The 19,876-nt window shown below is 67.8% G+C and carries 24 protein-coding genes; 11 read left to right on the top strand and 13 right to left on the bottom strand.

Annotation, left to right across the window (positions count from 1 at the left end; genetic code table 11):
- Positions 1-31: 31 nt before the first annotated feature.
- The 3 genes from V8686_RS08175 to V8686_RS08165 all read right to left on the bottom strand — a co-directional run bounded on the left by V8686_RS08175 (position 32) and on the right by V8686_RS08165 (position 1,837).
- Positions 32-625 carry a YIP1 family protein gene (locus V8686_RS08175; protein WP_379703485.1) on the bottom strand — a complete coding sequence of 198 codons (594 nt, stop codon included), beginning with the start codon at positions 623-625 and terminating at the stop codon, positions 32-34.
- 80 nt (positions 626-705) lie between these two features.
- Entirely contained in the window at positions 706-993 is a 288-nt protein-coding gene (locus V8686_RS08170; protein WP_379703484.1) for a hypothetical protein, read from the bottom strand.
- Positions 994-1,054: 61 nt separating this feature from the next.
- Positions 1,055-1,837 (bottom strand): beta-ketoacyl-ACP reductase, encoded by a 783-nt coding sequence (locus V8686_RS08165; protein ID WP_379703483.1) that lies wholly within the window; start codon positions 1,835-1,837, stop codon positions 1,055-1,057.
- Between the two features lie 202 nt (positions 1,838-2,039).
- On the opposite strand from V8686_RS08165, the gene V8686_RS08160 reads away from it, so the two are divergent.
- On the top strand, positions 2,040-2,819 hold the full coding sequence (locus V8686_RS08160) for a hypothetical protein (RefSeq protein ID WP_379703482.1): 780 nt from the start codon (positions 2,040-2,042) through the stop codon (positions 2,817-2,819).
- Here the strand turns inward: V8686_RS08160 and V8686_RS08155 are convergent.
- From V8686_RS08155 to V8686_RS08140, 4 genes are all read right to left on the bottom strand, one after another.
- Positions 2,816-2,956, bottom strand: coding sequence for a hypothetical protein (locus V8686_RS08155; protein WP_379703481.1), 141 nt, complete (start codon positions 2,954-2,956; stop codon positions 2,816-2,818). The genes V8686_RS08160 and V8686_RS08155 overlap by 4 nt on opposite strands.
- Before the next feature lie 87 nt (positions 2,957-3,043).
- Positions 3,044-3,829 carry a DUF2182 domain-containing protein gene (locus tag V8686_RS08150; protein ID WP_379703480.1) on the bottom strand — a complete coding sequence of 262 codons (786 nt, stop codon included), beginning with the start codon at positions 3,827-3,829 and terminating at the stop codon, positions 3,044-3,046.
- Between the two features lie 16 nt (positions 3,830-3,845).
- A complete protein-coding gene (locus V8686_RS08145) occupies positions 3,846-4,457 on the bottom strand; it encodes a DUF1326 domain-containing protein (RefSeq protein WP_379703479.1) in 612 nt (203 codons plus the stop codon).
- A 75-nt stretch (positions 4,458-4,532) separates the two neighbouring features.
- Complete coding sequence (locus tag V8686_RS08140; RefSeq protein ID WP_379703478.1) at positions 4,533-5,450, bottom strand: HhH-GPD family protein; 918 nt, start codon at positions 5,448-5,450, stop codon at positions 4,533-4,535.
- Positions 5,451-5,538: 88 nt separating this feature from the next.
- Between V8686_RS08140 and V8686_RS08135 the strand changes: the two genes are divergently transcribed.
- Positions 5,539-5,859: a hypothetical protein gene (locus V8686_RS08135; RefSeq protein ID WP_379703477.1), complete on the top strand. Its 321-nt coding sequence runs from the start codon at positions 5,539-5,541 to the stop codon at positions 5,857-5,859.
- Between the two features lie 297 nt (positions 5,860-6,156).
- Here V8686_RS08135 and V8686_RS08130 read toward each other — a convergent pair whose 3' ends face one another.
- Complete coding sequence (locus V8686_RS08130; protein ID WP_379703476.1) at positions 6,157-6,603, bottom strand: hypothetical protein; 447 nt, start codon at positions 6,601-6,603, stop codon at positions 6,157-6,159.
- A 140-nt stretch (positions 6,604-6,743) separates the two neighbouring features.
- Between V8686_RS08130 and V8686_RS08125 the strand changes: the two genes are divergently transcribed.
- The 3 genes from V8686_RS08125 to V8686_RS08115 all read left to right on the top strand — a co-directional run bounded on the left by V8686_RS08125 (position 6,744) and on the right by V8686_RS08115 (position 8,769).
- Positions 6,744-7,013 carry a BolA family protein gene (locus V8686_RS08125; RefSeq protein ID WP_379703474.1) on the top strand — a complete coding sequence of 90 codons (270 nt, stop codon included), beginning with the start codon at positions 6,744-6,746 and terminating at the stop codon, positions 7,011-7,013.
- Between the two features lie 37 nt (positions 7,014-7,050).
- Positions 7,051-8,481, top strand: coding sequence for a class II fumarate hydratase (locus tag V8686_RS08120; RefSeq protein ID WP_379703473.1), 1,431 nt, complete (start codon positions 7,051-7,053; stop codon positions 8,479-8,481).
- A gap of 129 nt (positions 8,482-8,610) precedes the next feature.
- Positions 8,611-8,769, top strand: a complete 159-nt coding sequence (locus tag V8686_RS08115; RefSeq protein WP_379703471.1) for an HVO_2901 family zinc finger protein — start codon at positions 8,611-8,613, stop codon at positions 8,767-8,769.
- Between the two features lie 9 nt (positions 8,770-8,778).
- On the opposite strand, the gene V8686_RS08110 is transcribed toward V8686_RS08115, so the two are convergent.
- Positions 8,779-10,362, bottom strand: coding sequence for a PGF-CTERM sorting domain-containing protein (locus V8686_RS08110; protein ID WP_379703470.1), 1,584 nt, complete (start codon positions 10,360-10,362; stop codon positions 8,779-8,781).
- 163 nt (positions 10,363-10,525) lie between these two features.
- Here V8686_RS08110 and V8686_RS08105 point away from each other — a divergent pair, with 163 nt between their 5' ends.
- The 3 genes from V8686_RS08105 to V8686_RS08095 are packed head-to-tail and all read left to right on the top strand — an operon-like array spanning position 10,526 to position 12,323.
- Positions 10,526-10,900, top strand: coding sequence for a cytochrome c maturation protein CcmE domain-containing protein (locus V8686_RS08105; RefSeq protein WP_379703469.1), 375 nt, complete (start codon positions 10,526-10,528; stop codon positions 10,898-10,900).
- On the top strand, positions 10,897-11,649 hold the full coding sequence (gene ccmA, locus V8686_RS08100) for a heme ABC exporter ATP-binding protein CcmA (protein WP_379703468.1): 753 nt from the start codon (positions 10,897-10,899) through the stop codon (positions 11,647-11,649). The genes V8686_RS08105 and ccmA overlap by 4 nt, the downstream gene beginning before the upstream one ends.
- A complete protein-coding gene (locus V8686_RS08095) occupies positions 11,649-12,323 on the top strand; it encodes a heme exporter protein CcmB (protein WP_379703467.1) in 675 nt (224 codons plus the stop codon). Before ccmA ends, V8686_RS08095 begins: the two co-directional genes overlap by 1 nt.
- Positions 12,324-12,334: 11 nt before the next feature.
- On the opposite strand, the gene V8686_RS08090 is transcribed toward V8686_RS08095, so the two are convergent.
- From V8686_RS08090 to V8686_RS08075, 4 genes are read right to left on the bottom strand one after another with little or no spacing between them, the layout of a single operon-like run.
- Positions 12,335-12,451: a CcmD family protein gene (locus V8686_RS08090; RefSeq protein WP_379703465.1), complete on the bottom strand. Its 117-nt coding sequence runs from the start codon at positions 12,449-12,451 to the stop codon at positions 12,335-12,337.
- A 5-nt stretch (positions 12,452-12,456) separates the two neighbouring features.
- Positions 12,457-13,221: a cytochrome c biogenesis protein gene (locus tag V8686_RS08085; RefSeq protein WP_379703464.1), complete on the bottom strand. Its 765-nt coding sequence runs from the start codon at positions 13,219-13,221 to the stop codon at positions 12,457-12,459.
- A 4-nt stretch (positions 13,222-13,225) separates the two neighbouring features.
- On the bottom strand, positions 13,226-13,906 hold the full coding sequence (locus tag V8686_RS08080; protein WP_379703462.1) for a cytochrome c biogenesis CcdA family protein: 681 nt from the start codon (positions 13,904-13,906) through the stop codon (positions 13,226-13,228).
- 40 nt (positions 13,907-13,946) lie between these two features.
- Positions 13,947-15,383: a c-type cytochrome gene (locus tag V8686_RS08075; RefSeq protein ID WP_379703461.1), complete on the bottom strand. Its 1,437-nt coding sequence runs from the start codon at positions 15,381-15,383 to the stop codon at positions 13,947-13,949.
- 331 nt (positions 15,384-15,714) lie between these two features.
- Here V8686_RS08075 and V8686_RS08070 point away from each other — a divergent pair, with 331 nt between their 5' ends.
- Genes V8686_RS08070 through V8686_RS08060 form a run of 3 tightly spaced genes read left to right on the top strand, consistent with a single transcriptional unit; the run spans position 15,715 to position 19,863 of the window.
- Entirely contained in the window at positions 15,715-16,197 is a 483-nt protein-coding gene (locus V8686_RS08070) for a thioredoxin family protein (protein ID WP_379703459.1), read from the top strand.
- A complete protein-coding gene (gene ccsA, locus V8686_RS08065) occupies positions 16,194-18,599 on the top strand; it encodes a cytochrome c biogenesis protein CcsA (RefSeq protein WP_379703457.1) in 2,406 nt (801 codons plus the stop codon). The genes V8686_RS08070 and ccsA overlap by 4 nt, the downstream gene beginning before the upstream one ends.
- A 1-nt stretch (position 18,600) precedes the next feature.
- The gene (locus V8686_RS08060; RefSeq protein WP_379703456.1) at positions 18,601-19,863 is read left to right on the top strand and encodes a carboxypeptidase-like regulatory domain-containing protein; all 1,263 of its coding nucleotides are present in this window, start codon (positions 18,601-18,603) and stop codon (positions 19,861-19,863) included.
- Positions 19,864-19,876 lie beyond the last annotated feature (13 nt).

Genomic DNA, 19,876 nt, shown 5'->3' with positions numbered 1-19,876 from the left:
CCTAAAACGATTGTCGAAACGACTCGGTCAGTCAGATGATGTACCACGCCCGCAACAGGGCCAGGAGCGCGTCGACCCCGCCGAATCCGTACCCGAAGAGGAGCGTGGCGGGGAGCGCCGCGGCGAGGGTCGCCCGCCCCGTCGTCGTACCGTGGACGACACCGATGCCGACGACCAACAGCGCCGCGCCGTAGAGACAACAGACCACCCGGAGTCCGGGAATCGGAACGGCAGCCAGCGGGCAGGGTGCCGTCGCGTAGGCGATGATCTGTACCGTCTCGCTCACGCCGGCGCGGTCACGGACCGTCACCATCAGCGTGAGCGTCTGGAGCGCCGCCAGCAGGTGCAACACGGCCGGGGCGATCAGCAACGCAACCAGGAGGACGACCACGGCCGCACGGAGTGCCCCGGTCGCCGGAAAGCGAACCGGATCGAAGAGCGCGAGACCGAGGGTGTAGGCCACGGCCATCACGACGGCGAAGACGAGTCCGGGCGCCTGATCGCCGGGCGCCACCCCGTGGCTGAAGAAGCGCCGGGGGCGCACCACGACTTCGACCCACGCGCGGGCGATACCGCGCGGCCCGCGGTCCCGCCCACCGCGGGGATTCTCGACCCACGTCGTCACGAGTGTGCCTCCGGCGGCGGTCGGCAAAGGGGTTCTGGTCTCTCAGCGGCGCCGCCCGCGGCATCCGTCGGCCGACACGCTCAGCCCCCGACGTTCCGGTCGCACTCGAAGGTCGCCGGCTCGGAGTCGATGGCGGCGTACTCGACGACTCGGCGGCCAAGCGTCGCTACCCGGGCCTCGAGGCCGTCGCCGTCGTGGAGTTCGACGTTTCCGGTGTCACCGACCCCATCCGAGGGACGCCGTTCCTCGCTTACCTCGAACGCCGCCGACGTGTGGGGAACGGCCGCCTGGTGGAGGACCCACGCGTCGAGGGCGCGGACGAACGCGACCCGCGTGTAACTCCCCGCCCGCAGACTGCCGGGAATCACGGCGACGGTGGCCGTGGCCCCGACGCGACCGCCACGGGCAACCGTCCCACGGTTTGACCGCTCACCACTCCAGGCCGCCGTTGACGCCGAGAACCTGCCCGGTCATGTAGCTCGCGTGGTCGCTGGCTAGGAACCGGACCATCCCGACGATGTCCTCGGGGTCGGCGAACCGGTCGAGCGGAATCTTCTCCCTGATCCGGTTCTGGACGCGTTCAGGCACCTTCTCCAGCATGTCCGTCTTGACGAAGCCGGGGGCGACGCAGTTGGCCGTCGAGCCGTGGGCCGCGAGTTCGAGCGCGAGGGTGCGCGTGAACGCGAACAGGCCACCCTTGGAGGTGGCGTAGTTGGCCTGACCGTAGTTCCCCTGCTGACCGACGACGCTGGAGATGTTGATGAGACGGCCGTGGTCGGCCGACCGGATGTCCTCGAAGAAGGCCTTGGTACAGTTGAACGTCCCGCCGAGGTTGACGTCGATGACCCGCTGCCAGTCCTCGTGGCTCATGTTCTCGAACTTCCGGTCGATGGTGATACCGGCGTTGTTGACGAGGACGTCGACCGATCCGAGTTCGTCGTGGACCGTCGCGGCCATCTGCTCGACTTCCGCCGGATCGGAGACGTCGCCCTGTGCACACATCGCCGTCTCGCCGGCCGCCTCGATCCGTTCTTCGACCGCCCGCGCCTCGGCGTCGGAGCTACGGTAGTTCACGACGACTTCTCCCCCACAGCGCGCGAGTTCGAAGGCGATTTCCCGTCCGATCCCCCGTGACGCTCCGGTGACGACGCAGGTCCGCCCGTCGAGGGGTCGCGGGTCCAGTGGTTCCAGCCGCTGGGTCGTTTCGGACATACGTGTCCTAATGGATCGTTCTGATTGTTAACTATTCGCGCTCCGACGGAGATTGCGAGGACGCACCGGCGACAGGGTTTATTATGGAGGGTGCTACCACGGGACTAGTACCGATCGGTGGCGGGAAAAGTGGGCACCGAGACACCACCCGGAACCGTTTTGTTGGTTCGTTGTCGAGAATTGAGAAACCGGCCGTTCGATCATGTCCCGACAGTACCTCCTCGCCGTCCTGCTCGCCGCCCTCACGCTCACCGCCGGGTGTTCCTTCCTCGCACCGAACCCCGACAGCTACACCAGCACCTACGACTACAGCGTGGGCGTCGACGCGACGGGAACGCTGGAGGACGTGACGGTTCGTGTCCCGCTCCCGCAGGTCGACGGCGACCCGGTCGTCGAGGCGAACGCCGTGGCGCCGAACGGCACCGTCGAGGGGTTCGACGCGGCGGTAGTCGAGACGGAGTACGGGCCGATGCTCGAACTCACCGCCGCGGAGTTCGTCGTCGAGACGCGCTACTTTCGGTTCGTCGAGGAGGACGGCCTCGGTCGGCGCGAGGAGATCAACGAGTCGGCGTACGACCCCTCGAACCCCGATCACCACAAACGGGAGGGGCGGACGGTGTCGGTGAGCGTCACGCGGACGGCCACGTACCCCATCGAGACGCGGGCACCGGTCGGCGAGTCGCCGACGTTCTTCCCTGCCGCGACGCGCGAGCTGACGGATTGCCGGGCCCCCTATCGGGACGAGACGGCGTGTTTCGACTACCGCGCCCCCGTCTACCTCTCCTACGAGTCGGCCGAGTCGGCGCGGGTCTCGGGGAGCGTCTCGTTCACCGGGTCGAACGAGTGGTTCGCCGGCGGGTGGACCGGCAACAGCTACAGCGACCGCGTCCGGTTCGCCGTCACCGGACCGCGAGACGAGTGGATCGTCGCGAACGGGACGACCGAAGTGGGCCGCGGGAACTACCCGTCGCCGGAGCGCTAGGCCGAGAGCGGTTCCGCCCCTTCCGTCGAGAGTTCGGCCGTCACGTCCTGGCGCGTCTGGTCGATGTTTCGCGTGGGGACGTCGAGGGTATCCTTCGGCTCCGGATCGACGAGGAAGTTGCCGTCGTCGTCCTCCACCACGAGCGGGGTGTCGGAGGGGTGCTCTGGTCGCTCTCGGTACCTGCGACGGTGGCCGGGAGGGTCTCGACGGCGTCGGAGCGGCGCTCACAGGACGGCGAGGAGCAGGAAAGCGCCGCTCCCGACGCCCGCGGCGACGCCGACACCGGTCGCCAGTCGGTCACCCCAGCCGACCACCCGTTCCAGCGAGAGGACGACCGTGAGAACGGCCATCCAGAGGAGGTTCATCGAGCCGACGACCACCATGACGGCGAACAGCGCCCAGCAGCAGCCGACACAGAAGACGGCGAATCTGAGGCTCGTCCTGGCCGCGCCACGAACCCCCGGTTCGTGATACTCCATCAGGAACCCGAGGGGCGTCCGGCAGTAGTTCAGACACCGACGTTTGTAGGGCGAAAGCTGATAGACGGCCAGCAACGCCAGTGTCACGCCGAACAGGAGCGAGCGGTTCTCGCCCGCGACCGCCGCGATCGGGAGGACGTGATTCACGAGGAGGGGGACGACGCCGGTGGCCGTCCAGACGAGCGCGTACGTCGCCATGAAGGCGGCCACACGCGCACCCTTCCCCGCACTCGTCGTCCCGTCGAGCGTCTTGTAGTACATCCGAAAGAGCGGTACCGACGACGGATACATCATCGCGACCATCATCACGCCCCACATGGCCAGATAGAGTCCGATACCGACGAGCCCGTTCGAGAGCGCCATCGCTTCCGGCGCCCCGGGATCGGACATGCGGAGTCCCGGTGCCGACCCGGGCATCGGGAGCCACCGCGAGACGACGGCCACCCACGCGAGGAGCGCGGCGCCGTAGGTCACGAGCGCGACGGCAGGCAGTCGGCGTGGGTCGAACCGCCCGGGAACCGACGTTCGCATGGGCCTGTCCGGGCGCTCAAGCACTGGCGAGTTCGAAGTCGCCCAGATACGCGTTGTTCCCGGAGAGATCCCAGCCGAAGCCGTCACCGTACGAGACGGACGCCGCCGTCGACTTGCCGACGGTCATCTCCTGGCTCTTCGTGAGCGGGTGCGGTGAAATCCGTCCGAGTTCGCCGTTGAACCCCGGGGCACCGGTGACCTCCATGGTGGCGACGTCACCGACCGAGACGGAGACGTCGGCACCCTCCCGAGAGAACGAGATGGGCGCCGTGACCGCCTCGGCGCTCTCGACGTGGGAGTCGGCGACGGCCGCCCAGATGCCCCCGGCTCGGCCGAAGAAGATGTCCTCGAGGGCGGCCCGTTGCTCGTCGGTCGCCGTCTCGTCGGTCACGAGCACCACGTCCCACCCGGTGCCCGGCGCGAACATGACACCGTCTTCGCTCGAAATCAGCATCGCAACCGAGAGGTCGCTCAGGTCGACGGCGCCGTACTCACCCTCCCGGATGTGCCAGGCGAGCGAGGCCGTACAGGCACCGTCGTCGGGCGCTTCCATCCAGATACACTGGCAGGCGACGTCGCAGTTGCACGCTTCCACGTAGTCGCCCGCGATGGCCCAGTTACTAGTCATTGTACCAACACCTCATTGGTGTACGTTGCCAAATACCAAGGTCGTTTCGGTCCGCACGGGCGTCGGCTCGATGCCCTACTCCCGAAGACGGGTGACGGCCGTCCCGTCGCGGTCCTCGACGTCGATCAGGCCGTCGTCGGCGAGGTCGGAGAGGAGGCCGCGGAGCCATTCCCGACCGTACTCACCGTCGGGCGCGTAATCCACGCGAATCCGCGGTCCGAGTTCGTCCAGCGTCAGTTCGTCGTACTCGCCGAGGATCCGGACGACCCGCCCGCGGAACTGCCGACGACTGCCCTCGAACTCGGGTTGCGTCGGCACGTCGGGCGCGGTGAAATCACCCGTCTCGTAGGCGTGACACCACTCCCGCCACGGACAGCCCGCCTCGTCACACCGGGGTCGTTGCTGACAGGCCACGCCGCCGAGTTCCATGATCGCGTTGTTCCAGACGCGGGACTCGCCGGCGGGCATCAGTTCGCTGGCGACCGCCTCGAAGGCCGTATCGTCGTCGTCGAGGCCGAAGGCGCGGTACAACACCCGCTTGACGTTGGTGTCGACGACGGCGTCGCCGGCGTCGAACGCGAAACTGGCGACGGCGTTGGCGGTGTAGGGACCGACGCCCATGAGCTCCTGCAGGTCCGCCGGCGTCCGGGGCCACTCGCCGTCGAAGTCGTCGACGACCTGGCCGGCGGCCTCGTGGAGGTAGCGCGCGCGATTGTTGTAGCCGAGGCGCTGATCGGACCAGAACGCGACCACGTCGCTCCGGTCGGCGGCCGCGAGGGCGTCGACCGTCGGCCACCGGTCGAGGAAGGCCGCCCAGGCGTCGACGACGCGGTCGAGTTGGGTCTGCTGGCTCATCACCTCCGAGACGAGAATCTCGTAGGGGTCGGTCGTCCGCCGCCACGGAAACTCGCGGTGGTCCGCCTCGTACCACTCGACGAGCGCCGAGCGGACGGCCTCCGGGTCCAGATCCGACAGCGTGGCGTCCTCGCTCATCGTCTGAGGGTGGCGTCGCGGCCCGTTAGGCGTGCTGGTTCGGGACGGGGAGCGAAAGCCGTATTCGGCGGCCGGACCTTGCCGGCGTATGAGTCTCGACGAACTCACCGTGGACGTAGAAGACGCCTACAGCGACCTCGGCGACGAACTCACGGTCGACCTGGATCGGGAGACGCGCAACGAACTCGCGATGCTCTCGGCGGCCCTCGGGGGCGACGAGGGCGAACTCGTCCGGCGGGCGGTCCACGCGCTCTATCGCTCGACGGTCGACACCGGCGACCTGGATTTCCACCTCCGGCAGGGCTACGACGTGACCTACGACGAGTACCTCTCGGGGATGACCTACGACGAGATGACGGGCGCGAATCAGTACCCACAGCGCGACGACGAACGTCGCTACCAGATGTAGGGCACGGAGCGCACGTCAGTCCAGGCTGACGTGGTTCGAATCGCACCCTGGACAGAGCCGCGTAATCTCGCCCGGACGTTCGGTGAAGCCGGCGCCACAGCGAATACAGGTCCGCTCGCGGGAGCAGTTCACGACGGTTCCGGCGACAAAGTCCACGTACACGCCCGCGCTCGGCGTGCGACAGCCCTCACAGATTCGCGTCACCGTCCCTGCCGGTTCCTCGAACTGCTTGTTGCATCGGATGCAACTGCGAGTTCGGGCGGTGTCGACCGGGGACATGGAGAGCGGGTGGCTCGCTTACTGCTCCCGTTCGACGGGCTGACGGTCACGGCTGGGCGGGTCGGGTCGCGTATCCGCCGCGGCGTCGGCGCGGTACAGTCGCAGGAGTTCTTCGAGTACGATGGCGTGTCGGTCACCCGCCGTGTACTGGTGGTCGATGAAATCCTCCGCGTCGTCGAACTTCCGACGGAGGGCGAGTTTTCTGACGAACGAGACTGATTCGAAGAAGGGTGGGTGCTCCGTCTCCGCGTCGGTGCCGAGTTCGCGCTCCACCTGCGGCATCACCTCGGCCTTGATATCCGCGTAGTCGATGGTTGCCGGGTCGTAGTCGTCCAGAACCTGATTCAGCACGTAGTCCGTCGAGAAGCGGTAGAACTCCGATTTGCTCTCGAACCGGTCCTCCTCGACGAGCGTCTCGATTTCCCCGACCACCGATTCGGGAAATCGGACCGTGCTCTTGACCATACCCTATGACACATTCTTGAGGGATATTATACTTTTGTCAGACGATCTATTCGCTCGCATCGTCTGCGTAAGTTGGGGCCGGCCGGCGGGGGAGACGTGACGACCCCGCAGTTTTTGTGCGACGGCCCCCCCCATACGGTATGGACACCGCCGAAGTCGAGCGACTCATCGAGGAGGGAATCGAGGACGCCGAGGCGACGGTCACCAAGCCCCGGGTTCCCGACGAGGACCACGAGGACGCCCACTTCGCCGCCGTGGTCGTCTCGCCGGCCTTCGAGGGCCTGCCGCTGGTCCAGCAACACCAACTCGTCTACGACGCGCTGGAGGGTCACATGACGACCGACATCCACGCCATGGAGATGAAGACGTACACGCCGGAGGCGTACGAGGAACACGGCCCGGAGGCGTAACGGTAGTTTTTACGACGCGGCTCCCGTCCGCTCGCGCATGAGCGACGATTCCAGCGAAGCGAACGAGTTCCGTCTCGAACGGGATAGCCTCGGCGAGGTTCGCGTCCCCGCGGACGCGTACTGGGGGGCACAGACCCAGCGCGCCGTCGAGAACTTCCCGATTAGCGACGAACGGTTCGGTCGACGGTTCGTCCGGGCGCTCGGCGTCGTCAAGAAGTCGGCGGCGCAGGCCAACCGTGATCTGGAGCTGCTCGACGAGGACGTCGCGGACGCCATCGTCGCCGCCGCCGACGAGGTGATCGCCGGCGACCACGACGACCAGTTCCCGGTCGACGTCTTCCAGACCGGCTCGGGCACCTCCTCCAACATGAACGCCAACGAAGTGATCGCCAACCGCGCGGCCGAGGTGATGGGGAGCGAGGTGGGCGACCGGGTCGTCCACCCCAACGACCACGTCAACTTCGGACAGTCCTCCAACGACGTGATCCCGACGGCGATGCACGTCGCCGCGCTGGAGGCGGTGACAAAGGACCTGATCCCCGGGCTGGAGACGCTCGCCGCCGAACTCGACGCCAAGGCCGAGGCGTTCGACGGCGTCGTCAAGACCGGGCGCACGCACCTGCAGGACGCCACGCCCGTCCGCCTCGGCCAGGAGTTCGGCGGCTACCGAACCCAGGTCGAGAAGGGCATCGAGCGCTGTGAGTCGGTCGCACCGCGTCTGGCCGAACTCGCCCTCGGCGGGACGGCGACTGGGACCGGCCTGAACACCCACCCCGAGTTCCCGGCGCGCGCGGCCGCGTACATCGCCGAGGAGACGGGGATCGACTTCCGCGAGGCCGACGACCACTTCGAGGCACAGGCCGCCCACGACGCGATGGGCGAGGCCCACGGTGCGCTCCGGACGGTCGCCGGCTCCCTGAACAAAATCGCGAACGACCTCCGTCTGCTCGCCTCCGGACCGCGAAACGGGCTCGGAGAGATCGAACAACCGGAGAACCAGCCGGGGTCGTCGATCATGCCCGGGAAGATCAACCCGGTCGTCGCCGAGGCGGTCAACCAGGTCCACACCCAGGTGGTGGGCAACGACGCCGCCGTCTCCGCGGGGGCCGCGGGCGGCCAACTCGACTTGAACCTCTACAAACCCGTCATCGCCCACAACTTCCTGCAGTCCGCGGCGCTCCTCGCGAACGCCGCCGAGACGTTCGCCGAGAAGTTCGTGGCGAAACTGGCGGCCAACGAGGACCACTGCGCCGACGCGGTCGATCGGTCGATGGCGCTCGCGACGGCGCTCAACCCCGCCATCGGCTACGACAAGGCCTCCGAAGTCGCCAAAACGGCGCTGAAAGAGGACAAGACCGTCCGCGAGGTGGCCATCGAGAAGGGCTACCTTACGGCGGCCGAGGCGGACGCGGTACTCGACCCCGAGCGGATGACTCACCGCGGCATCCTGAGCGGCGACGACGAGTGAGGTGACGTCGGACCGCCGACGCGTTGCGGGAACCCACGGACGGCGGCGGAAGTGTCCGACCGGCCCGAACTCGCGCGGGTATGGAACCGAAACGACACGTTCATAGTGGATGCTGTAGATTCTCCGATTATGCCGCAACTGCACGTCTCTACCCGCCGGGATCTTCTGGTCTGCCGAAAGTGCGAAGCCGAGTTCCCCGAGGGGCGCGCGACCAGAGACGGCTGGACGTACGAGTGTCCGGAGTGCGGCGAGGCGACCGGCCTCGGCGAGGGACTCCGGCGGGCCTGACGCCGCCGACTACTGCCGCCGTTTCTCCAGTCGTACCACGATCAGGAGCGCCGCCAGCGCCGCGACGACGCCGAATCCGGGCGCCGATCCCTCGGTTTCCGTCGGGGGAGTGGTCGTCGTCCGTCCCGCACCTGCCGTCGTCTCCGTCCCGTCGGTCGTGTCCGTTGCCGTCGACGTCGTGACCGCGCCGTCCGGACCGGCGCCAGCCACGAACGGGTGGCGGCCGCGCTCGACTTCGGCACCGCTCGCCGTGCCGTCGCCGTCCGGGTCGAGCGACGGGGCGGCCACGTAGTACCGGGGGTTCTCCGGGAGCGGTGGCAGGGCGTCGGTGGTGACGTAGCGATCCAGCCACGGGCCGAGCGAGTCGTCGTCGGCCACGCGGGTCACCGCCGTTCGGAAGGCCCGGTAGTCACGGAACGGCTCCGACCGCCCGGTGAACACGTCACGGAGGGTCCGCGCCCCGTCGGTGCGGCGTCTGATCTCCGCGTCGAGGGCGGCGAGGACGTGGGCGCCCTTGTCGTAGTGGGCGGTAGTCCCCGTCCACGTCTCCGGGTCCGTGAGCACCACCGACCGCCGGTCGGGGTCGTACTCGCTCGCCCGGAGATCCGATCGGAACGTCTCGTAGTCCCCGACGCCATCGTTGAGCGCGAACAGGTGGCCGTAGTACTCGGCGCTCGCCTCCGTCAGCCACGTCGCGTCGTCGACGCCGACGGTCCCCAGTCGCGTGTGGACGTACTCGTGGGCGAACACCGCCCCCGTGCCGTCGAAACCGAGACCACTCTGACCGACCCAGAAGGCCGTGTCGACGGTGGCCGCGTCCACGCCGGTCGTCGCGTCCTCGTTCAGGGGCAGGACGAACACCGTGATCCGCTCCCGCTGGACGCCGAAGTCGAAGTGCTCGTTCGCGGCGGTCAGGAACGCGGTGGCCCGCGTGGGGTCGGCGTCCTCCGCCCCGAGGACGAACGTCGCCCGTTCGTCGGCGACGGTCACGTTCCGACGCTCGTGCGTGCCGAGATACGCCAGGTGGCTGCTCGCGTACCCCGGCTCACCGGACGCGACGCCGAAGGAGGAGGTCCGGACGGCCCGGTCGTCGGTCCGGATCTGCACGCGAGTGTTCGGCTGGGAGACGAGCGCCCAGTCACCGCGTTCGACGCCGCGGACGCCGCTCCCGAGTTCGTCGCCGACGGCGAGACGCAGGGTGACGCTGGGCCGGTCCGTCTCGGTGTCCCAGAGGAACCGCGTCGTCTCCGTCCGCTCGAAGCCGTCGGTGCTCGCGACGGTGATTCCCGGAATCGAGAGGACGGGAACGCCGACCCGAAGCCCCGTCACCGAGTCCGGAACGCGGTACTCGAACGTGAGCGACACGCTCCCCGGTTCGTCGTTGCGCGAGGCGACGATGCGCTCGTGGAGGGACGACCCTTCCTGCTGTGGGGCCGTCGTCGCCGCGGACGCCGGGAGGGTGGTCGCCGTCGTCCACCCGTCGCCAGCCACGGGTCCGGCGTCGGTCGTCGCGAGCGCCGGCGAGACTCCGGCGAAAACGAGCAGTACGGCCACGAACAGGGTCCCCGTCACCCGTACCCGACGGTCTGGCATGGGCCGCCTAGGCAATCGTCCGGCAAGTATCTGTGGCCCGAATCCACCGATCGGTTCGGGGATCGAACGGCGGTCGGTCGTGAGCGTCGGTCCCATGACTCCACCAGTCATCGGCGGTGAAGATCCGACACAATGAAGAACGGGCGCCCCCGATGCTGGACCAGTGCGACGGAAGAACAAGCTCCTGGTCACGACTGTCGGGGTTCTGGTCCTCCTGGGTGTGCTCGGGGCGACGAGCATGAACGCCTCGGCCGCGTTCGTCAGCCCGACACAACTCTCCGAGAAGAACTACGACGGGGAGTGGGTGAACCTCGAGGGATCTGTCGACGACCTCGAGACGCAGGGACGGACGGCGACGTTCGAGGTAGCCGACGGCAACCACTCGATGCGAGTCGTCTACGAGGGCACGCTTCCGGACACGATGGCGGAGAACCGCATCGTCGTCGCGAAGGGTCGGGTCGAGGGCGACAGAGTCGTCGCCAAACAGCTCTCGGTCCGCGCCCACGAGGGCTCCGAACGGCCGCCAGAGACTCGATGACCTCAGCGCCCCGACCGGGGCGGGCAACGGCGGCCACGATTCGCGTCGAGGGAGTGACGAAGACCTACGGCCGGGTGACCGCCGTCGACGACGTCTCCTTCGCGGTGGACGCGGGGGAGACTGTCGGCCTGTTCGGCCCGAACGGCGCCGGCAAGACCACCCTGTTGCGCATGCTCGCGGGTCTGGTTCGGCCCACGACCGGAACGATCAGCCTCGGCGGGTCGGCGCTCACGCCGGACGACCACACCGTCTACCGTACGATCGGCGTCGTGACCCACGAGTCGATGCTGTACGACGACCTCACGGCCCGCGAGAACCTCCGCTTTCACGCCGCCCTCCACGACCTCGACGACGCGGCGCGACGCTGCGAGTCGGTACTCGAAACGGTGAACCTGGCCGGGCGGGCGAGCCGGCGACCGGCCGAGTTCTCACACGGCCTCCGCAAACGACTGTCGCTCGCGCGGGCACTCCTCCACCGCCCCGACGTCCTCCTGTTGGACGAACCGTACACCGGACTCGACCAGCGGTCGGTGGCCGACCTCGCGGCCGTCCTCGACACGTTCGACGACCGCACCGTCGTGGTGACGACTCACGACCTCGACCGCGGCTTCGACCGGTGTGACCGCGCGCTCGTCGTCGACCGCGGTCGCCTGGAGACGGACGTCGATCTGGACGGCTCCTCGGCGGCAGCCTTCGAATCGGCGTATCACGCCGCAATCGGCGTCGACGACGGGGCGGAGGGACGCTGATGCGGCGGTTTCTCGCCACAATCTACCGGATCGTCAGGAAGGACCTCCTGCTCGAGAGCCGGACCAAAAGCGTCACGACGACGATGGCGGTCTTTGCCTTGCTCGTCGTCCTCGCCTTCGCGTTCAGTTTCGTCAAGACGTTCCGGAACCCGGCGGTCCTCGGGCGGGGAGCCCTCTGGATCGCGTTCGTCTTCGGCGGGACGCTCGGCGTGACGAAGACGGCGGCCCTCGAGGATCGGAACGGCGCGCTCGACGGGATGCTGATCGCCCCGGTGGATCGCTCGGCCGTCTACCTCGGGAAGGTGGCGAGTACGTCGCTGTTCGTCTTCGCGGTGAACGTGGAGACACTCGGGGCGACGACGGTCCTACTCGGCTACGCCCCGACGCTCCGGACGGTGGTCGCGCTGCTCGGCGTCGTCGCCGTCGCCGCCGTCGGCTTCGCCGCCGTGGGCGTCGTCGTCGCCACACTCACCGTCCGCTCCGGACTCGACGAACTCGCCCTGCCGCTGTTGCTCGTTCCGCTCGTCGTCCCCGTGTTGCTCGCGGGCGTCGAACTCACCGCAGCGCTCACGACGGGTGCCCGGACGGGCACCTGGCTCCGGCTCCTCTGTCTCTACTCCGGGGTCCTGTTGCTGGCCGGACTCGCAACGTTCGAGTTCGTCGTCGAAGAGTGATCGGCGTCGGCCTACCGGGCGTCGTTCAGGCGGCGTTCGAGTCTCGTCAGCCGGCGCTGGAGGTACGCCGCGTAGCCGAACAGCGCGACGAACAGCGTCGTGTAGCCGAACAGGAGGAGTGGTTCCATGCGTGTCACCTCCGTGAGCGGTCGAGTCCGCGAATTCGGTCTTCGACTTCGTGCACCTGGATGCGGAGTCCTAGGAGATAGACGTACAGGAACGTCGCCGCGACGACGGTCACGAGCAGCGTCGTGGGCTCGATGTTCGCGCTGACCTGCGGGTTCCCGATGGTGGTCTCGTGGAACGTCGGCGTCCACAGTCGGGTGGAGGCGTAGGAGATGGGGACGGTGACGAACCCGATGACGCCGTACACCGCAGCGTATCGGTCGCCCGTCTCCGGGTCCGTCGACGACGACACCACGAGATACCCCGCGTAGATGAACCACACGATGAGGAAGGTCACGAGGCGGACGTCGGTCCACTCCCACCAGGAGTTCCAGATGACCTTGCCCCACGCGCTCCCGAGGACGAGCGTCACCGTCGCGAACAGAAAGCCGAGTTCGCCGGCACTGTGTGCCAGCCGACTCCAGAAGCGCCCCCGATAGCGGAGGTAGAGTACGCTCCCGAGGAACGTCGTTCCCAGCGCCGAAGCGGCGACCCACGCGAGAGCGATGTGCCAGTACGCGAGGAGGTTTCCACCGTGTTCGATGCCGTACATCGTCTTCGAAGCGGTCCCGAACACGAGAGCGAAAGAGAGCACTCCGAAGAGCAGACTCCCCCACTTCACCGTGCGACTCCGCGTCACCCGGTGGAGGACGCCCGTGATCCGGCCCACGACGTGGGCGGCACTGAAGCGATTCGACCGCGGCCGATTCCGTTCGTTTCCTTCTGTCGTCATTGTATCAGAGCATGTCGGTTACCGAGGCGAGTGCGAGTTTGTCGAGGTCGAACAGCACCGCCAGACCGAGCAGGACGAACGCGTAGCCGGTGGCGGTGCGGAAGCCGTCGCCGCGCCCGTATTCGAGGAGCCGATTCCCGCCCGATCGGCCGAGGTAGGCGACGCCGAGCAAGGGGAGCGAGAAGCCGACACCGTAGGTAAACAGGAGCGCGGCACCGCCGGCGACGGACGCCGTCGTCCCGACGTAGGCGAGGACGCCGCCGAGGACCGGGCCGACGCAGGGCAGCCAGATGACGCCGAGCAACAGGCCGACCACGAAGGCGTTCGCGAGCGGGTGGCGCCGTTCGTCGACCCGGCCGGTGAGGCCCGTCGCCCGGCCGGCGAGTCGAGAGGCGTGTCGGGAGTAGAGATCGTTGACGTCGTCGTCGGCGAGCACCACCCCGAACGCGAGCATGAGGACGGCAAAGGGCGCGCGGATCGTCTCCGGCGTGATCGAACCGACGGAGCCGGTCACCACCCCGAGGACGGTGAACGTCAGCGTGCTCCCCGCGACGATGAGAACCGGCCGGAGCCGATGGCCGTTCGCACCAACGACGAGGACGGGAATCATCGGGAGACAGCACGGAGTCAGGATGGTCAGCACTCCCGCAAGAAAAACCGCAACCGTGGAGGGTGTCTCGATCATTCGGTCAGAGTCGTGTGGGGGGTGACGAAGGGCGACGGCGTCAGCCCGCTGCCCGTGAGTCGCCGTCGCCTTCCATCGCCGACGTGACCGCACCTTGCGCGGTGATGGCCGACTGATTCGTCGCCGTCTCGTTCGTTGCCGACTGATTCGTCGCCGTCTCGTTACCGACGTCCTCGTAGGTTCGGATCCAGGTGGTCTGCCACGAGCCGTCGACCGACTCGTTGCGGAGCGGCTGGTCGTACCGGCTCGTGTCCTCCGGGATCATCTCCTCGGTGACCTCCGTGTCGTCGATGGGCATACCCGCGAGCATCAGCTTCTTCGTCATCGGATTCATGTCGTAGCCGAGACGCTGCTGCGTGCGGTTGTAGTAGATACCCTCGTCCGGCGCACCGGCCGCCGCCCAGTCTTTCGGCTGGCGCGGGAGGTGCGGACGCTTGTGGGCGTTCATGAAGCCCGCCACGTCCTGGACGTCCTCCCAGTTGGAGAACGTGTGTCCGGCGCCGTAGGGCATCGCCTCGCGGATGAAGCCGGCGGAGGTGTACATCCGCCCCATGCCGGCCCCGTCGTTGTAGGATCCTTCACCCCACAGCGGCGGGTACTGCCCCTCGATACCCTGTCCGTCCGCACCGTGACAGGACGCACAGTTCTCGAGGTAGAGTTCGGCCCCGCGGACCGGGTTGACCTCGGACACCGGCACTTTCTCGTCGCCCTCCGGCTTCTCGATGTGGCGCCAGTACGGCGTCCGCTGGCTCGGCGTCCCCTTGTTCAGCCAGACCATGTACGACTCCATGGCCTGCATCTCGCGGCTGTCGTACTCCGGCACGCCCTCTTCGGCGCCGGGCGCGTTCATGCTCCGGAGGAAACAGCCCATGATGCGCTGGCGCATGTCGCGCATCCGCTGGGTGCGACCCGTCCACTCGGGGTAGCCCGCGGCGGTGCCGACCAGCGGAATCATGTCGATGTCCTGTCCGACCATCCCGGTCGTCGTCGGGAGGTCACCGCCGCCGTGGCAGTTCGCACACGACAGATCGTTCCCGACGTTTTCGGGCATCTCGTTCGACGTGTTCGCGAACAGATCACGACCGTACCGGATGAGTTCGGCACGATGTTCGTTGTCCGGAAGCGTCGAGTTGTTCATCTGCTTGGGCTGGAACTGCACCTCCTCGCCAGCCGTCGGATCCTTGTAGTCGAACTCCTGCTCGCGCAGGTCCTCGCTGTACCACTTCTCTCCGGGCCACGTTCCCGGAAGCTTCTGTACGCCCCCCTCACCGGCCGCGACGGCGCTCTCGCCGCTACCGCTGGCGTTGGCTTGCGGCGTCGCCGGTGCATCCGCCTGTGGTCCCGCGGGACCCACGGCGCCGATGCCGAGGTACGCGAGAACACCGTTGAGCGCGAAGACGACGACGACGGCGGCGATTACCGTCCCGACGAGGAGCAACGCAGGCTTGAGCAAGACGTTCGATTCGCCCTGACTCATGCGAACTCCGTCGACTGTTCCAAATTACCTGTCATATCTGTGTATCCGTATCCTCCGCTGTTGCGCAGTAGTTCGCTATATCTACACACGCATTATAAAACTTCCTCCGCGGTCTTCGATGTCGATTTGCGAATAGATACAGTTTGATCGCGTGGATTCGTGCCCGCGGTCACACACGGGCGTCGAAGCGTCGGCGACTCGAAGATAGCGTTTTTAGCCGCCTCAAATACACTATACTGGCTGCTAAAGCACTCGCCCGTCGCCGGCGAACGCGGACGGGAGTGACGAGGCAGTAGGTTTTACTGGGGGAAGCAGTTACTGGGCGTCACCAATGAAGCCTCGAAAGGCGATGACACTCGCCTTCTTCGTGGTCTTGCTCAGTATTGGGTATGTCTCGATGCACGCGGCACCGACACTGAGCGACGAGAACTACTCGTATCACGGGGACACACGCTGGCAGACGAACGTGACGGCCGCGGAGCAGACCGCCGCGTCCGAAGGGAAACCGGTCATCGTCTACTTCTGGACGACCTGGTGTACGTACTGTGAGGACTACAACCAGAAGGTGTACGCCGATCCGGCGGTGCAGTCTGAGCTAGGCGACTTCGTGAAGGTGGCGGTGAACATGGACGACGACGGAGGCGCTGCCTCGCGCCTCCAGCGGAAGTACAACGTCAACTACCCCCCACAGCACGTCATCGTCACGCCGGAGGGCGAGGTGCTCGTCCGGATCAACGGCTACGCCGGTACCGAGGATTTCCTCTCGTACCTCGAAGCGGGCGAGCAGCGGTACGCGACGGGTGAGTCCCAATGAGCCTGGCCGTCGGGACGGCCCTCCTCTGGCTGGCCTTCGGCGCGTCGGCGTCGGCGGCCGCCATCCTCGCCCGTGCCTACCTCGTCGACGACGACGCGTATCTCGACGCCGTCTCGAAACTCACCCCCGCGGCCGCCGTGTTGCTGGTGGCGGCGCTGGTGCATCTCACGTATCAGTTCGTCGTCACCGACTACTCGAACGCCTACGTCTGGGAGAACACGGCGTCCTACCTCCCCGTCCTCTACCGAGTGACCGGCGTCTACGCCGCCAACGAGGGCTCGGTGTTACTGTGGGCGGCCATCGTCTCGATCGTCGCCATGGTGGCCGGCGCAGTACGGGGCATTCCCGACCGTCACGCGAAACTGATCCACGCACTCACGCTCGGCCTCGTCGCGTACTTCACCGGGATGTTGCTGGCCCAGAGCCCGTTCGCGTCGATTCGGTCACAGTTCCCCGGCGCCCCGCCTGGGTTCGTACCCACGTCCGGGCAGGGGCTGAATCCCCTGCTCGTCGACCCGTACATGGCTATCCACCCGCCGGTGATGTTCACGGCGTACGCCCTACTGGCGATGCCTTTCGCCATCGGTGCCGCCCACTTCGTCTCGCTGTTCCGGGGCAACGGTGGGGTCTTTCCGACGTGGCACGGGAGCGTCACCCGCTGGCTCCGTCTGAGTTGGCTGTTCCTGACCGGCGCCGTCGCGCTCGGCGGCCTCTGGTCGTACACCGTCCTCGGCTGGGGCGGAATCTGGGCGTGGGACCCCGTGGAGACGGCGATTCTGATCCCGTGGCTCTTCCTCACCGCGACGCTGCACGCCGTCACCGCCTACGAGCCGACGGGACGGTATCGCGTCCTCGCCCCGGCGATGACCGCGACGGTGTTCGCGCTTGCGGTGTACACCACGTCCGTCGTCCGGAGCGGCGTCTTCCGCAGCGTCCACTCCTTCGCCGACGGCGGCATCGGGGCGGCCTTCCTCGTCCTCATGGCGCTGACCGTCGCGCTCGGCATCGTCGCGCCGGTGGTGTACTGGCTGCGCGAGACGGACGACACCGACTCCGACGCGACGGACCGCCACTGGTTGCGTCGCTCGAACCTCCTCCACCTCGCGGTCCTCGGCTTCGGCCTGCTCACGTTCGTCTCGCTGTGGGGGCTCTCGTTCCCACTCCTCCGGAACGCCATCACCGGACTCGAAGTCTCGGTCGAAGCACGCTACTACAATCTCTGGAGCTACCCACTCGTCCTCGGCATCCTGCTGCTCCTCGGCTTCTACATGGACTACGACCACGAGGGGGACCGACGGGCGCTCGTCGGCCTCGGCGTGTTCACCGCCGCGACGCTCGTCGGCGCAGTCGTAGCCCCGTCCGAGACGTGGCAGTTGGCGACGACCCGCCCCGACGACGCCGTCGTCTACCGGGTCGTCGGCTCGGCGAGTGCTCTGTCGGTGCTGCCACCGGTCGCCTACGCCATTCTGGGCACGGTGAAACGCACCGGTGGCCGAATCCTGGCAACGACGTCCCGAAACGCGAAGCTGAAGGAGACGGGGATCACTTTCATCCACGTCGGGGCCGCCCTGCTCGTCCTCTCGCTTCCGTTCATGTACCTCTTCGCGGGACAGGCATCCGTGATGGCGACGGGCGTCGGCGACGGGTCGATGGACACCTCCCGGCAACCGATTCAGGGCGCCGACTACTCGGTCCGCATCCTCGAACACTCCCGAACCGAATTCCCGCAGGACCCCTCGGTGGGGACCTACGCCCTCTCGACCGAGCAGGTGGTGCGGCGGGGCGCCTCGTTGAACGGCTCCGTCCAGACGGTCCACGGGACGGTGACGGACGTGCGCGACGGACCGCGAGCGACGGTCGTCCAACTCGACGGGTCGAGCGTCTGGCTCGGCCTCCCCGACACCGAGACCAACGCCTCGGTGGCCGCCGGACAGCGCGTCGTCGCACGCGGCCAACTGATGTGGAACTTCGTGCCGAGTGCGGACGCCGTCGTCCTCGTCGGCCCGGAGACGGTCGGACCGGTGGCCGATCCCCCCGAGAGCGTCGTCCCGACCCGCGTCGTCGCGGAGGGCGTGTCGCTCGCGGTGTACGAAGGCGACCGGCTCCGCGCCTCGGGAATCGCCGGCCAGCGACGCTACCCCGAGCAGGGCGGAATGCAGGTCAGGGACGTCATCATCGACCGCGGCCTCGTCTCCGACACCTACGTCATCGCGGGTGTCAGCGACGGCACCGCCTCGATAACGGTCAAACGCATCCCCTTCGTCACGCTGATGCGCCTCGCTATCGTCCTGCTGTTGCTCGGTATGGGTCTCGTCGCCCTGTTCGATCCCCGCTACGGCGCGGTGACCGACGCCGCCGCCCCCGACACGAATCGCGACGCGAATCCGGAGGTCGCAGACTGATATGAAACGCATCCTCACGCTCCTCGTCGTTCTCGGCTGTCTCGCCGCCGTTCCGACCGCCACGGCCACGACGTCGGTGTCCGGCACCGTCACCGTCGACGGCGACACCGCGGACGGAGCACAGGTGACCGTCGTTCCCGTGACCGAGTCGCTGCAACGCGCCGGTGACCCCGCGCGGACGACGGTCAGCGGGTCGTCGTTCTCGGTCGACGTGGCCGACGCCCCCCAATACGCCGTCCGAGTCTCGTACGAAGGGACGACCCACTACGAGGTGCTCCGGAACACGACGCGGGCGACGATTCACCTCTCGGGATCGGTCGACGGCCGCGTCGTCGACGACGACGGCACGCCGCTGTCCGGCGTCGCGGTCCAGGTAACCGACGACAGCGGGTTCGTCGTGACACGGGTCGAGACCGGCGACGACGGCGAGTTCACCGTCGGCCCGGTGGAAGAAAACGAGACGTACCGGCTTCGGGCAACCGTCGACGGGGTTCCCTACCGCCGGACGGCGAGCGCTGCCGAGAACGGGACGACTATCGTCGCGCGGCCGCCGATCACCGACGCGTCGCGCCTGAGCGTCGCCAACGACAGCCAGAGTCCCTACGTCCTGCAGGTGGTGCCACCGGGGAACGAATCGAGCGTCCCGAGCGTAATCGAGACGGTAACCCTCCGGAACCCGACCGACCGCCCGTTCGTCGGCCCCGTCGAACTCCCCGTGCCGACGGACGCCACGCCCTACGCCGGGATGGTCGCGGGTGAGGAGGCCGAGTACCGACGGACGGACGCCGGCGTCGAACTCAACGTCTCCGTCCCCGCGAACGGCGTCACGCGAGTCGGCGTCGCCTACGACCTCACGGGTCCCGTGGTCGAGACGGCGCCGAGGCGGGCCACCGGGTCGCTCACCGTCGTCGTCCAGGGGTACGACCCGACCGCCATCGACCACTCCGAGAACCTCCGCGTCGGCGACGCACCGATTCCGATGCTCACCAGCGACGGCCCCGTCGACGCCGGCGAACGAATCCGACTCGACTTCGACGGCGCGCGAACTCGGGGGAACGCCACGGGCGCCGGTGCCGGCGCCGGCGCCGGGACGGGGAACGCCGCCGCGGGAGAGTCCGCGACGGCGGCCGCCGCGGACGGCGGCGCGGCCGAGAACAACACCATCCCGTCGTTCCCCGGCCTGCCGATCCTCGGTGCCGTCGGCGGCATGGTGGTCGTCGGACTCGTGGGCTATCGACTGTACCCGGGGGACGGAGACGGCTGAGCGGGCACCGGTG

Source organism: Haloplanus litoreus, from assembly GCF_045690335.1.
Classification (GTDB): Archaea; Halobacteriota; Halobacteria; order Halobacteriales; family Haloferacaceae; genus Haloplanus; species Haloplanus litoreus.
Note: the sequence above shows the minus strand (reverse complement) of the source record. Positions and strands in the feature narration are given on the sequence as shown.

What these genes read in the sequence shown, in the direction of transcription:
- V8686_RS08070 (WP_379703459.1), top strand. Translation starts at nt 15,715, where the DNA reads ATGAAGCCTCGAAAGGCGATGACACTCGCCTTCTTCGTGGTCTTGCTC.
- V8686_RS08060 (WP_379703456.1), top strand. Translation starts at nt 18,601, where the DNA reads ATGAAACGCATCCTCACGCTCCTCGTCGTTCTCGGCTGTCTCGCCGCC.
- V8686_RS08165 (WP_379703483.1), bottom strand. Translation starts at nt 1,837, where the DNA reads ATGTCCGAAACGACCCAGCGGCTGGAACCACTGGACCCGCGACCCCTC.
- V8686_RS08160 (WP_379703482.1), top strand. Translation starts at nt 2,040, where the DNA reads ATGTCCCGACAGTACCTCCTCGCCGTCCTGCTCGCCGCCCTCACGCTC.
- V8686_RS08090 (WP_379703465.1), bottom strand. Translation starts at nt 12,451, where the DNA reads ATGGAACCACTCCTCCTGTTCGGCTACACGACGCTGTTCGTCGCGCTG.
- V8686_RS08125 (WP_379703474.1), top strand. Translation starts at nt 6,744, where the DNA reads ATGGACACCGCCGAAGTCGAGCGACTCATCGAGGAGGGAATCGAGGAC.
- V8686_RS08085 (WP_379703464.1), bottom strand. Translation starts at nt 13,221, where the DNA reads ATGACGACAGAAGGAAACGAACGGAATCGGCCGCGGTCGAATCGCTTC.
- V8686_RS08095 (WP_379703467.1), top strand. Translation starts at nt 11,649, where the DNA reads ATGCGGCGGTTTCTCGCCACAATCTACCGGATCGTCAGGAAGGACCTC.
- V8686_RS08115 (WP_379703471.1), top strand. Translation starts at nt 8,611, where the DNA reads ATGCCGCAACTGCACGTCTCTACCCGCCGGGATCTTCTGGTCTGCCGA.
- V8686_RS08145 (WP_379703479.1), bottom strand. Translation starts at nt 4,457, where the DNA reads ATGACTAGTAACTGGGCCATCGCGGGCGACTACGTGGAAGCGTGCAAC.
- V8686_RS08080 (WP_379703462.1), bottom strand. Translation starts at nt 13,906, where the DNA reads ATGATCGAGACACCCTCCACGGTTGCGGTTTTTCTTGCGGGAGTGCTG.
- ccmA (WP_379703468.1), top strand. Translation starts at nt 10,897, where the DNA reads ATGACCTCAGCGCCCCGACCGGGGCGGGCAACGGCGGCCACGATTCGC.
- V8686_RS08135 (WP_379703477.1), top strand. Translation starts at nt 5,539, where the DNA reads ATGAGTCTCGACGAACTCACCGTGGACGTAGAAGACGCCTACAGCGAC.
- V8686_RS08150 (WP_379703480.1), bottom strand. Translation starts at nt 3,829, where the DNA reads ATGCGAACGTCGGTTCCCGGGCGGTTCGACCCACGCCGACTGCCTGCC.
- V8686_RS08110 (WP_379703470.1), bottom strand. Translation starts at nt 10,362, where the DNA reads ATGCCAGACCGTCGGGTACGGGTGACGGGGACCCTGTTCGTGGCCGTA.
- V8686_RS08140 (WP_379703478.1), bottom strand. Translation starts at nt 5,450, where the DNA reads ATGAGCGAGGACGCCACGCTGTCGGATCTGGACCCGGAGGCCGTCCGC.
- ccsA (WP_379703457.1), top strand. Translation starts at nt 16,194, where the DNA reads ATGAGCCTGGCCGTCGGGACGGCCCTCCTCTGGCTGGCCTTCGGCGCG.
- V8686_RS08120 (WP_379703473.1), top strand. Translation starts at nt 7,051, where the DNA reads ATGAGCGACGATTCCAGCGAAGCGAACGAGTTCCGTCTCGAACGGGAT.
- V8686_RS08075 (WP_379703461.1), bottom strand. Translation starts at nt 15,383, where the DNA reads ATGAGTCAGGGCGAATCGAACGTCTTGCTCAAGCCTGCGTTGCTCCTC.
- V8686_RS08130 (WP_379703476.1), bottom strand. Translation starts at nt 6,603, where the DNA reads ATGGTCAAGAGCACGGTCCGATTTCCCGAATCGGTGGTCGGGGAAATC.